The organism is Leptolyngbya sp. AN02str, assembly GCF_050565595.1.
GTDB lineage: Bacteria > Cyanobacteriota > Cyanobacteriia > Elainellales > Elainellaceae > Kaiparowitsia.
In genome coordinates this window covers 89177-102467 of sequence record NZ_JBNXVR010000009.1, presented here as the reverse complement: position 1 = coordinate 102467, position 13291 = coordinate 89177, and the positions used below count along the sequence as shown (strand labels likewise).

Below are 13291 nucleotides of genomic sequence, written 5' to 3'. Positions count from 1 at the left end.
TGACTTGGCTGTTTAACGACCTCAACTCGTTTAATGTCAAGCCATCAGGGAGTTTCAGCCATCTGGCTGAACAAACAAGGCCCAACAAGCCAAGTTTTTCAATCAACCGTTTCGATTTGCCGGGCTCCAAAATTGCGAAAGATTACGTAAGTAGCTATCTTGAGTCGGCATCCTCATCACTTCAAACTACGCCCTTATTCGAACCAGGAGACATACCTGCTGTGCAAGATCGTTTTTATGCGCTGTTAAAACGGAAACTGCGCACCGAAATTGAAAGCAATCCTCCTCTCTTTCCCTGGGAGAGCGAGATGCTCGAGTATGAAGCAGAGCCAACCGCTCTTCAAATTTGGCTCCAGCAGTTGCGATCGCTCAACCTACCCACAACCTTGCCCGAATCGGTACTGGAGCGCCTGTTGGGTCAGTGCCAGGTGATGATGCAATCATCCCTGCGAGAAGGGGCCAAACTCGTCAAAGTTGTCGAAACCCTTTTCCCCAACCAAGATCAAACCTTAAACGACCTGGCAGGTTGGGTGTTGACAGCTCCTGCCCGTTCCCCCAATGCAACGCTGCCCAACATGCAAGACGTTGGATTCCCCAGTGAGTACGACGCAGCTACCGAAACCCAAAAGATGGCCCTTTCACTCATGGCCGCCCGTGAGATTTTAGATGCGCTGACTTTTAAGCTGTCGGCAACACAGCCCCAGATCACCCGCGAGTGGCAAACTGGAGCAGGGCCGTTGTGCCTGACCGCAGAAAAAGTATCTGCTGGGACTGTGATGGTCAAGGTTGCGCTTCCGTGTGCGGGCACCGTTGTTTTCTTGGGCAACGATGGCAAAGAATCGATATATCAACAGACCACCGCCGGAGATGCCGTTGTTACCCAGGTTGACCTGGAAGTTGGCCAAAGCTATCCGTTGAATGTTCAGTTGGCTCAAACAGACGAGCCTGGTCTGACCTTTGCGATTCAGTTGATTGGTGCGGCCTAGCGCAACCGCATGTTTGGAATTTCGTGGCTTCAAGGATTGGCACTAGATGTCAATCCTTCCCTGTTTTGGGCCTAGGTTGAATACGGGCAGGCTCACAGCTTTTTGGTGCGAGATTGGCTAGCATTGGTAAGAAGCAAATTCAACCGTATGGCTGGCATGACCTCAATCAACCGTGGCAAGCGTAGACCGCAGGAATTCTTTAGCCTTCGTGCGATTCGGCAGCGATTAGCTCAAATTCCCAAAGAACCACCCGAAGAATCGATTTTGCTACGGGTGATGGTTCAGGCGCTGGTATCGGTGGGGATCATCGCGGTTGATGTGGCGGCCGCCGATGTGACTGATGCGCTGGGCATTAGTCTATGGGCGGTGCCTGTGAGCGCGGTTGGGGCCGTATGGAGTCATACCCGACGACATAAGCGCAATATTCCCATCAAGTTTTGTATTGCGATCGCCATGTTGGGATCGCTAGCCGCTTTCTTTGTGAGGCTATTGGGCGATCGCAACGATTCCCGATTGGCTCTGGCTGAGCTGCTGATTCAGCTCTTGGTCTTCCACAGCTTCGATATTCCCCGACGGAAGGATTTGGGATATTCCGTCGTGATTGGTTTGATCTTGATGGGAGTTGCGGCCACCTTGAGCCAAACGCTGTGGTTTGCGCCGTTGGCGCTGGCCTTTGTGGCACTGGCGATTCCTGTCATGGTGCTGGACTATCGGTCTCGGCTAGGGCTAACGCCGCATCCGCTGCGGCAAGCATCTCTAGAACTACCGCCTCGGCAAGTGGGGCGAGTGCTGGTGATGATCGTGGCGCTGGGCCTGGTGATCTTTGCGGTGATGCCGCGCTTTCCGGGCTACCAGTTGCGCACATTTCCGGTCAGCACCCCGATTGACTTTGACGGTCAGTTTGACGGCAGCACGGTGATTAATCCGGGCTATGCCGAAGGATCGGATGATGGCGTTGGTGGAGTGGTGGGCGGCAGCATGGGTAGCCCCCGCACTGGCCCTGGCGATGTCGATCGAGATTTCTATTACGGCTTTAGCAACCAGATCAACATGAACCTGCGGGGCGAGATGGTACCCAAGGTGGTGATGCGGGTGCGATCGCAAGCAGAAGGCTTTTGGCGAGTGATGGCGTTTGATCGCTATACCGGCCAGGGATGGCAAGTATCTCGCAGCAGCGATGAAGAAATTGAAAAGCTAGACCGTCCTAGCTGGACGTTTCGGTTTAACTTGCCGTGGTCGGTAACGTTGGGAGAGCGGCGTGAGGTGGTGCAGTCCTTTACCGTCGTGAGCGATCTTCCCAACCTGATCCCCACGCTGTACGAGGCCAAAGAGCTGTACTTCCCAACTCGGCAAGTGGGAGTGGATGCTGAAGGAGCGCTGCGATCGCCCGTTCCTCTGTCCAGCGGCGTTACCTATACCGTGGTGTCTGAGGTGCCCTATCGCGATCGTACCCAGCTGCGCCAAAGTGCCCCCGACTACCCCGCCGATATTTTTCAAAATTACCTCCAGTTGCCCGAGGCGATCGCCCCAAAAATTCGAGCCGAGACCGAACGAATTTTGGCACGATCCGAAAATCCCCTCACCGATCCCTATGAAACAGCGCTGTATCTCACCCAGTATCTCAAGCAAAACTATCGCGTCGAGCCGAGTCTGCCCTTCTTTGAAGACAACGAAGATATGGTCGATGCCTTTTTATTCAAATATCAAGGCGGGTATCCTGACCATTTTTCGACCACGCTAGCAGTGATGCTGCGATCGGTTGGTATTCCGGCACGGCTGGTGGCGGGTTATGCACCCGGCGAGTTCAACCCCTTTACAGGGTATTACGTCGTTCGCAACACCGATGCCTTCGCCATGACCGAGGTGTACTTCAACAAGTATGGTTGGTTTGCGTTTAACCCCATTCCTGGCATGGAGGCAGTGCCCAGTTCAGCCGAAGAGTCGCAAACGTTTGGAGTGCTGCGTCGTCTATGGAACTGGGTTGCGGGCTGGCTTCCTTCGCCCGTTGTGGGGCTATTTGAGAGCATTGTCGATGTGTTTTTGAATGCGGTGGGATGGGCGATCGCTCAGCTAACCGCGTTGTTTAATCGGGGCTGGGTTGGCGTGTTGGCCAGTCTGGTGCTCCTCACCCTACTAGGATTTCTGAGTTGGCTGGGCTGGAGTGGCCTTTCGCAATGGCGCTATCGTCGCTGGCTCTCCAAGCTGCCTCCGCCCGAGGCCCTGTACCAACAAATGCTGAAATGGCTTTCGCAACAGGGACTCCACAAGTCTCCGGCTGAGACTCCGCTGGAGTTTGTTCAAAAAGCCTATGCCCACCAACCCATGGCGCAAGCCAGCTTGATTGAGGCGATTTCTCACGCCTATGTGCGCTGGCGCTACAGTGGCCACACGCCCGACTTGCGATCGCTCCGACAAAGCTTGCACCAATTGCAAAAGCGATCGCGCCGCAAAGCCTAGAACCCGTTTAGGTCAGGGTGCGTTAACACTAGCGCTAATGCACCCGACATGCTGAAGTGCCACCCCTTTCAGGGATGCAATTGAGAAATGCGGTAATGTTCTAGACATGTGGATGTGTGTGGTAGAAGGGCAGCTCCACCACCCTTCTACCACACACATCCACAACTGTGAAACACAACCAGAAATGCGATCACGCTAGGTGTTGAAGTACTTAGCCGTGGGATGGTAGGCCACGATCGCCGTTGTGGATTGTTCGGGATAGAGTTGCTCACTTTCATCCATCACCATGCCAATACGGGCGGCATCGAGCAAATCCAACTGGGCATATTGATCCGCCATGTTGGGGCAGGCTGGATAACCAAAGCTATAGCGCGATCCCTGATAGCGCTGTTGCAGCACATCGCGAATTGTGTTGGGTTCCAGGTGCCCATAGCCCAACTCATGGCGAATACGAGCGTGGTTCCACTCGGCTACGGCCTCAGCCATTTGCACGGCTAACCCGTGATAGTACAGGTAGTCGGTATACTGGTTGGCTTCGAATAGCTGCTTCGAAAACTCGGTAGCCACCTCACCCACCGTCACCGCCTGCATGGGGAACACATCGTATTGGCCTGCAAAGTCGGCTTTGGGAATGAAAAAGTCCGCAATACACAGGCGACGCTGCGATCGCTGCCGAGGAAACTTGAACGTGTTCAACGGCTCAGGGATGGCACTCGTCGCCTCACTCACCACCTTGGGATCGTACACATGCAGCGAGTTCCCTTCTGCCAACGCGGGAAAATAGCCATACACCACCGTAGGATGCAGCAACTTTTCGCTCACTACACGCTGCTTCCAGTGCTCCAGAATGGGATACACCTTCTCTTGCAGAAACGCGTCGTACTCCTCGCGGGTTTGCTCTTTGGGTTTGCGGAACTGCCACTGACCCGCCACCAGCGCCTGCAAGTCCAGATAGCCAAACACCTCCTCCAAGGGAATGTCTTCCGGCGTGAGAATCTTCGTGCCCCAGAAGGGCGGCGTCGGGCGGGGAATATCGAGCGCCACCACCTCAGATCGCTGCGTATCCTCTACAACCGGGCCCGATTCTTGAGCCTGATCAGCCTCTAACTTTGCCGTCGCTGCCGCTTTCACAGCGATCGTTTCATCTGTGGCCTCATCCAAGAATCCTTTCAGGTCATCCCAGTTGCCCTCTGTCTTGGCGGGCATCAGCTTGTCCATAAAGTGCAGGTCTGCGAAGGCATCCTTACCGTAGATGACCCGACCCTTGTAGGTGTTCTGGCAGTCCTCATGCACGAACTTGGGCGTAAGGGCAGCACCGCCCAAAATGACGGGAACCGTAATGCCCCGCTCGTTGAAGACCTCCAGGTTCTCCTTCATAAAAGCGGTGGACTTCACCAGCAGGCCACTCATGGCAATGCAGTCGGCCTTGTGCTCGTTGTAGGCATCAATGATGTTATCCACCGGCTGTTTAATGCCCAGGTTAATGACGCGGTAGCCGTTGTTGGTGAGGATGATGTCCACCAGGTTTTTGCCGATGTCGTGCACATCGCCCTTCACCGTCGCAATGATGAACGTGCCCTTGGCGTTGTTGCCCGACTCGGATTTTTCCATAAAGGGCTCCAGGTAGGCAACCGCTGACTTCATCGTTTCGGCAGATTGCAGCACAAAGGGAAGCTGCATTTGCCCGGAACCGAACAGTTCACCAACCACCTTCATGCCATCCAGCAAAAAAGTGTTGATAATGTCGAGGGGTTTATAAGTCTGCAATGCTTCAGCCAGGGCATCGTCCAGGCCAATGCGCTCACCATCGATGATGTGGCGCTTCAGTCGCTCTTCAATCGTCAGATCTGCCAAAGAGCTACGAGACGCCCGTGCATCCTTTGCCGATACGCCTTCAAATAGCGTTGTCAGTTCCGTGAGCGGATCGTAGACGCAAACATCCCCCTCAAATCGGCGCTGGTCGTAGATGAGCTGGCGGCACACCTCCTGATGCTGGGGATCGATCTTGGCGATGGGCAAGATTTTGGCGGCACTGACGATCGCCCCATCCATCCCCGCTTGCATTGCCTCGTGCAAAAACATGGAGTTGAGGGTAATCCGCGCCGCTGGGCTCAGACCGAAGGAAATATTGGACACGCCCAGCAGAATGTGGACTCCCGGCAGGTTTTGCCGAATCATGCGAATGGACTCGATCGTTGCCTTGCCGTTCGCACGGTCTTCTTCAATTCCGGTGGAAATGGGTAACGCCAGAGGATCGTAGAAAATTTCGTAGGGAGGAATGCCGTATTCCACAGCATCGCGGTAGGCACGCTGGGCGATCGCAAACTTGCGTTCTGCGGTTCGGGCCATACCGTCTTCGTCGATGGTGCCCACGACAATGGCTGCACCATACTGCTTAGCTAGTTCCAGAACCTTAAAGAAGCGCTCATCGCCATCTTCGTAGTTGGTGGAGTTGAGGATGCACTTGCCACCTGCCACCTTGAGTCCGGCTTCCATTTTTTGCCATTCGGTGGAGTCCAGCATCAGCGGCAAATTGACGTTGGTGACCAGGCGCGACACCAGTTCGTGCATATCGCGCTCACCATCGCGGCCCACATAGTCCACGTTGACATCCAGGACATGCGCCCCTTCCTTCACCTGCGATCGCGCCACCGACACCAGACCATCCCAATCTTCATCATTCAGCAGCTCTCGCACTTTCTTGGAGCCACTAGCATTCAACCGCTCGCCGATAATCAGGAACGAGTTGTCCTGGTCGTAGGGCTGAGCCGAGTAAATCGACGCAGCAGCAGGCGTATACGCCAACGCCTCCCGAGGGTGACCATTCCCCGACTCCCCATTCCCGACTCCCCATTCCCTTACGGCACGATCTTTCGGATGCAGCGACTGAGCGAGGTCTGCCAACTGCTGAATGTGCTCTGGCCGAGTTCCACAGCAACCGCCAATCACCTGCACCCCAAGGTCTTCTACAAAGTGCAGCAGCGCCATCCGTAGCTCCATGGGTGTGAGCTTGTAGTGAGCATGCCCACCCACATTTTCGGGAATACCCGCGTTGGGAATGCAGGAAATGACAAAGGGCGAGTTCTGCGACAGATAGCGAATGTGATCTGCCATGCGATCGGGGCCTGTAGCGCAGTTTAGCCCCAGGATATCGATGGGGTAAGGCTCTAAAATAGCCAGCATCGCCGCAACATCCGAGCCGACTAGCATCGTGCCCTGAATTTCCATCGTCACAGATACCATGAGCGGACGGCGATCGCCCTTTTTCTCAAATACGGCTTCGATCGCATTGAGCGCTGCTTTGATCTGCAACACGTCCTGGCAGGTTTCCACAATAAACAGATCGACCCCGCCATCAAACAACCCCTCGGCCTGCTCTTCAAACGAAGCCTTCATGGTGTCGTAGTCGATATGTCCCAGGGTGGGCAGCTTGGTGGTTGGCCCAATGGAACCGGCCACAAATCGAGGCTTGTCAGGGGTGGAAAATTCGGCCGCGCACTGCTTGGCCAATTGCGCCGCTTTAACATTGAGCTCATAGGCGCGATCGCCCAAGTCATACTCCGCTAGCACAATCGATGTGCTGCCAAAGGTATCGGTTTCAATCACATCGGCCCCAGCCGCCAAAAAGTCACGATGCACCTTGGCCACGGCTTCCGGCTTTGTCAGCACCAAATATTCATTGCAGCCTTCATAGTCTGCGCCGCCAAAGTCATCTGCCGTCAAGTTTTGCACTTGTAAGTTGGTGCCCATCGCACCATCAAACACGATAACCGGGCGATCGGGACTGTGGAGACGCTGAAGAAACAGACTAGTCATGGGCTGCGCAATGGGTTTTACAAAATTAAGTGAGGACTCAGCAATCTTAAAGAAATGGTTGAGATTGCACCTAGCAATCTCATTGTGCCTTGTGCTCAAGGCCTATCGAGAAAAAGCAGTAGATCTAGATTATCAACCTCTTCTGGGTTCTGCGGCAGTTTGCGGCGAAAAGTCGGTGCAGATAAGATCGGCGATCGCGTCTTTTGGGGCATCCTAAAACATCAGATATCAGTTGTATGATGACGACTGGCCCCTTCAACTCGCGCTAGCGCGATCGCCCCTACTCCTTCACCATAACCATCAAGTTTCCCCCAACGCTTGCAACATCAGGGTTCACCATGCCAACACAAAAAATCTTGATTGTGGATGACAGCACCACCATTCGCATGCAGGTGCGCGACATGTTGCCCAGAGGCAACTTTGAGGTGCTCGAAGCGCGGGATGGAGTAGAAGGTTTAGACGTAATCCAAAAAGAGCAACCCAATTTGGTGCTGCTCGACTTTTTTATGCCGCGCATGAATGGGTGGGAAGTGGTACAGCAAATTCAGTCCAACCCTCGGCTGAAGACTATTCCAATTGTGATGATGTCGGGTCGAAAGGAAGATGTGGAAAAAACCGTACCCGAACTCTTTGACTACTTTGAGTTTGTCGGCAAACCGTTCGAGCAAAGCCACCTGTTCCAGGCAATCAAGTCTGCAACCGCAAAAGCGCGCGATCGCAAGTACCCACCCACCATTACCCAGGCCATTTCCCCTCCACCACCTCCAGCCTCCACTGCAACCGACAGTTCTACCGAGCTACAAACGCTTCAGCAAACCGTCCAGCAACTCCAGCTCCAAAACGCCAAACTGCAACAAGACGTGGATCACCTGAAAAAGCAGCTCGCCCAGCTCATCACTTTCGTACGGCAAAAACTCAAATAATTTGAGGTCAGCGCTGACATATGCTGAGCCATTCGGTTTCTACACGGTTCGTAGAAAGCCTAAGCGGCTTGAATGATGTGCTGTGAGCCTGGCCCACGACACATCATTCAACTGCGTTAGTTCTAAGGGCGTAGGAAGTTAGATTAGGACGTCTTCTCTGGATCAAGCTTCAGAACCAAAACCGCTAGTGGCGGCAAGCAGAGGTCGATCGAATAGGGGCGATTGTGGAATGACCACTCATCAGCCCATTTGCCGCCTAAGTTGCCCATATTGCTGCCACCATACTCCCGCGAGTCGCTGTTAAACAGTTCGCGATAAAAGCCCCGTTCCGGCACCCCAACGCGGTAATGCGCATGAGGCTGCGGTGTGAAGTTACACACCACCACCACTGCCTCTCCGGTGAGCTTATCCCGGCGAATAAACGACACAACGCTATGGCGGTTGTCGTTACAATCAATCCACTCAAAGCCCTCATTCGAAAAGTCTTGAGTGTACAGAGCCGGTTGGCTGCGGTACAGCTCATTCAGCTTAGCCATAAAATGATGCAGCTTTTGGTGAGGCTCGTACTGCAACAAGTGCCATTCCAAATCGCCCCACACATTCCACTCTGTCCACTGACCGAGCTCAGTCCCCATAAACAAGGTTTTCTTACCAGGATGGGCAAACATATAGGTGAGCAAGCAGCGCAGGTTCGCAAACTTTTGCCATTCGTCCCCAGGCATCTTGCCAATCATGGGGCTCTTGCCATGCACCACTTCATCATGAGAGAACGCCAGCATAAAGTTTTCGCTGAAGGCGTACATGATGCTGAAGGTGATGTTGTTTTGGTGGAACTGGCGGAACCACGGATCCATGTGGAAGAAATCCAGCATGTCGTGCATCCAGCCCATGTTCCACTTTAGGTTGAACCCCAGGCCTCCTACGTAGGTCGGCCAGGATACCATTGGCCAAGACGTAGATTCTTCGGCAATGCTGAGCGCACCGGGGTAGTAGCTAAAAATAACGTGATTCATCTGCCGGAGGAAATCAGCCGCTTCGATGTGCTCACGCCCGCCGTACTGGTTGGCCACCCACTCACCCGGCTTACGGAAGTAGTCGAGGTAAAGCATGGAGGCAACCGCATCAACCCGAATGCCATCAATATGGTATTTGTCGAACCAGAAGAGGGCGTTGGCTACAAGAAAGTTGCGCACCTCGTTGCGACCGTAGTTAAAGACGAGCGTGCCCCACTCTTTGTGCTCACCCTTGCGTGTGTCGCCGTACTCGTAGAGATGGGAGCCATCGAAAAAGGCCAGTCCATGACCATCTTTGGGAAAGTGACCGGGAACCCAGTCGACAATGACACCAATGCCATTTTGATGGCACTGATCCACAAAGTACATAAAGTCTTCGGGTGAGCCATAGCGTGAGGTGGCCGCGTAGTAGCCCGTGACCTGATATCCCCACGAGCCATCAAAGGGGTGCTCAGCGATGGGCAGCAGCTCAATGTGGGTAAAGCCTAAATTCTTGACATAGGGAATTAGACGTTCTGCAAGTTCACGATAGGTGAGGAAGCGAGCACCCGGCTTGAGTTCAGCCACGATTACCGGGGGCTCCTCGGTGCCATCGGGCCGAATATAGGGATCAGTTGCCGAAGCGTGCAGCCAGGAACCTAGATGGACTTCATAAACGGAGATTGGATGGTCAAGCGCATCGGTATTGCGGCGATGCTCCATCCAGTCTTGGTCGTTCCAGTGGTAGCGGTCGAGGTTGGCAACGATAGAGGCGGTTTTGGGACGAGATTCTTGCTTGAAGCCGTAGGGGTCAGATTTTTCGTAGATGTGCCCTTCGGGGTTTTTAATTTCGTATTTGTAGCGATCGCCCTCTTTCACTCCGGGAATGAACAATTCCCACACCCCATTTCCTACGCGGCGCATTTGGTGTTTGCGGCCATCCCACCAGTTGAAATCGCCCAGCACCGACACATTGCGGGCGTTAGGTGCCCACACGGCGAAGTACACGCCCGATACACCCTCTACATGGGTGAGGTGCGCGCCGAGTTTTTCGTAAATGCGGTGGTGGTTGCCCTCAGCGAACAGGTGGATATCAAAGTCGGTGAGATGAGGTGAGCGAAATGCGTAGGGATCGTGAATCACTCGCTCATGCTCACCTTCCTTGACGCGCAGCTGGTAGTTGCTCAGTTCTGGCACATCCAGCACGCATTCAAAAAAGTTGGGATGGTGGAAGGATTGCATGGAAAATTCCAGCCGCTGCTCTGGCAAGAGTACCCACGCAGCATCCACATTCGGCAGGTAAGCTCGCACCACCCAACGAGCTTGATCATCTTGATGAATTTGGTGAGGACCAAGCACTTCAAAGGGATCCTGATGTTGATTCCAGACGATGCGATCGATCTGTTCTGGAGCAACCGTCATAGACATAGCGATACCTACCTAACGTTAGATTTTTATAGGGGATGTGAGAGATGGGCCACGAGTGTTGAATCTAGAGCGATCGCGGCAACTCGCTCGTTATTACACTAATTTGAGATCGTTTACTGAGTAAGTTCAACTCTATAAATGGATAAATTAGCGAATGAAATATTCGATTCGTTCCGAATCGAATATGAAGTTATATGAACATTTGATGTGATAACCCTATCAGATAACGATAAAAGTCTCAAACGCTCAAGGATTAAAACTGGGACAGTTTCCAGTTTCCTCTGTTGAAAACCATCTCACAGATTTCGCAGAGCCACACAAATTTCCTATAGCCTGGGCACATCACCGTAAAGCAAAAATTGCGATGTCTAAATTGGGGGTTGTTGTTTTCGGTGGGGGCATGATATGTTTAATAGCCGCGGGCGATTAGCACAGTGGTAGCGCACTTCCTTCACACGGAAGGGGTCACTGGTTCGAATCCAGTATCGCCCATGACTCTAGAATCAACAACCAATAAGGCTTTCGAGTAGTTCTCGAAAGCCTTATTGGTGTTCAGACATTTTGGGGCAACTGGGAGGTCGGAAGATGCGATCGCAGTATGCTTCCACTCCTGAGTGCTCTACCACGCAGATTTTGCTCGGTTGCAAGATAAACGTTGGCAGTTCAATGGGCCGGGATCAGTATGGCTGATACAGCCATTGCCTCCCAACAGAATCGGGTTACAGCCAGCATCAATTCCGATATCAAGAAAGCAGCCTGATAGGCAAAAAGAGTTGTGAGCGGCTGAACGGGCGATCGCACTGAACAGGTCGGCGGAGAAAATCCGTGGCTATCGCGTTTGTGCCGTTGTGCTTAAGAGTTGCAGGTCTGAAGGCAATTCTGGAATGCAAGATTACCCCAAAAAGCTGATAGCCTAGCAGAACAAGAATTTTGAGAGATTGGGCAACGGTTTTGAAACAGCGTTCGAACTACTGGCGGCTGATTCCTCTATTGCGATCGCAATGGCGTACGATTGCGATCGCCTTGAGTTGTACAGCCGTATTTACAGCAGCTTGGCCCTTGACAGCATGGCTGGCGGGCAAGCTGCTGTCTGCACTGGTAGGTGGCAACATTCGCACATTGGCTGCGTTGTCTGGAGTTGTTGCTGGCATTTTCTTAATTCAAAAAATTGCTCAGTATGGCCAAGATTCGCTGATGGCAAAAGCCGCATTAGCGATCGCCCTCAACCTCCGAACGCGCACCTATGCCCACCTACAGCAACTTAGCCTCAGCTATTTTGAACGAGCCCAAACAGGCGATCTCACCTATCGGCTCACCGAGGATATCGATCGCATTGGCGAAGTCATTAATAAGGTATTCCACGACTTTGTCCCCTGTGTCTTGCAGCTGATTGTCGTGTTTGCCTACATGATTTACCTCAACTGGCAGCTCACCTTGGCCAGCATTGTGGTGACTCCGCTCATGGCTGTGCTGATTGGCTGGTTTGGCGATCGCATCATGATCACCTCGCGCAAAAGCCAAAATCTTGTCTCCGACCTGTCCTCATTACTCACCGAAGTCTTTAGCGGCATTCGCCTGATTCGGGCCTTTGCCGCAGAAGATTACGAAATTGAGCGCTTTGGCCGCGAAGCCGAGCGCAACCGCCGCGCCAAGTACGCCGCCGCATGGATTCGAGCCGTACAGTACCCCGTTGTGGGCTTTTTGCAAACGCTCAGCATTTTGCTGTTGCTGCTGCTAGGTGGCTGGCAAATTGCCTCTGGCAATCTAACAGGCGAAGCCTTTGGTAGCTTTGTCGTCGCCGTGGCATGGCTCATTGACCCGATCGCCCACCTCACCGAAAACTACAACGAATTTAAGCAGGGTGAAGCCTCTGTCGATCGCATTTTTGAATTGCTTGATATTCAACCCGCAGTGATTGAAAAGCCCAACGCCCAAACCTTAGCCCGCGTGACGGGCAAAGTTGAGTACCGCAACGTCAGCTTTGGCTACGTTCCCGGACAGCCTGTGCTAAATCAGCTCAATCTGCTGGCCTTTCCCGGAGAGGCGATCGCCCTCGTCGGCGCATCTGGCGCAGGCAAAACCACCCTCGTTAATCTCTTGCCCCGCTTCTATGATCCGCAAGAAGGAGAAGTTTTGGTGGATGGCGTCAACATTCGGGACGTGTCGCTCCGCAGCCTACGCCGCCAAATCGGCATCGTACCGCAGGAGAGCATCCTCTTCTCAGGCACCATCGCCCAAAACATCGCATTTGGTCAACCTGGCTATGATTTGGCAGCCATCCAAGAAGCCGCCCGCATCGCCAATGCACACCAATTCATTAGCGAATTCCCCGACGGCTACCATACCTGGGTTGGGGAGCGCGGCATCAACCTATCGGGTGGTCAACGGCAACGAGTGGCGATCGCCCGTGCCGTCTTGCTCAATCCCCGCATCCTAATTTTGGACGAAGCCACCTCCGCCCTCGACTCCGAATCTGAAGCCCTCGTCCAAGAAGCTTTAGAGCGGCTTATGCAAGACCGTACCGTCTTCATCATCGCCCACCGCCTCGCCACCATCCGCCGCGCCGATCGCATTTTGGTCTTAGAACAAGGCCGCGTCGCCGAATCCGGCACCCACACCGAGCTTCTAGAACAAGGTGGCCGCTACGCCCGCTTCTACACCCAGCAATTCGCGTCCTAACCAACTCTGC

At 53.5% G+C, this 13291-nt stretch carries 6 protein-coding genes and 1 tRNA gene; 5 read left to right on the top strand and 2 right to left on the bottom strand.

Annotated elements, in window-relative coordinates; translation table 11 throughout:
* Window positions 1-221 precede the first annotated feature (221 nt).
* Window positions 222-986: a hypothetical protein gene (locus ACQ4M4_RS09260; protein WP_430684205.1), complete on the top strand. Its 765-nt coding sequence runs from the start codon at window positions 222-224 to the stop codon at window positions 984-986.
* A 156-nt stretch (window positions 987-1142) separates the two neighbouring features.
* Entirely contained in the window at window positions 1143-3443 is a 2301-nt protein-coding gene (locus ACQ4M4_RS09255) for a transglutaminase TgpA family protein (protein ID WP_430684204.1), read from the top strand.
* Between the two features lie 195 nt (window positions 3444-3638).
* Here ACQ4M4_RS09255 and metH read toward each other — a convergent pair whose 3' ends face one another.
* Window positions 3639-7259 (bottom strand): methionine synthase, encoded by a 3621-nt coding sequence (metH, locus tag ACQ4M4_RS09250; RefSeq protein ID WP_430684203.1) that lies wholly within the window; start codon window positions 7257-7259, stop codon window positions 3639-3641.
* Between the two features lie 338 nt (window positions 7260-7597).
* Between metH and ACQ4M4_RS09245 the strand changes: the two genes are divergently transcribed.
* Window positions 7598-8182 carry a response regulator gene (locus tag ACQ4M4_RS09245; protein ID WP_430684202.1) on the top strand — a complete coding sequence of 195 codons (585 nt, stop codon included), beginning with the start codon at window positions 7598-7600 and terminating at the stop codon, window positions 8180-8182.
* A gap of 143 nt (window positions 8183-8325) precedes the next feature.
* Here the strand turns inward: ACQ4M4_RS09245 and glgB are convergent, their stop codons facing one another.
* Window positions 8326-10602, bottom strand: a complete 2277-nt coding sequence (gene glgB, locus ACQ4M4_RS09240) for a 1,4-alpha-glucan branching enzyme (RefSeq protein ID WP_430684201.1) — start codon at window positions 10600-10602, stop codon at window positions 8326-8328.
* A gap of 420 nt (window positions 10603-11022) precedes the next feature.
* Between glgB and ACQ4M4_RS09235 the strand changes: the two genes are divergently transcribed.
* Both ACQ4M4_RS09235 and ACQ4M4_RS09230 read left to right on the top strand, forming a co-directional pair.
* Window positions 11023-11094 (top strand) — tRNA-Val (locus ACQ4M4_RS09235).
* A 459-nt stretch (window positions 11095-11553) separates the two neighbouring features.
* The gene (locus ACQ4M4_RS09230; protein WP_430684200.1) at window positions 11554-13281 is read left to right on the top strand and encodes an ABC transporter ATP-binding protein; all 1728 of its coding nucleotides are present in this window, start codon (window positions 11554-11556) and stop codon (window positions 13279-13281) included.
* Window positions 13282-13291 lie beyond the last annotated feature (10 nt).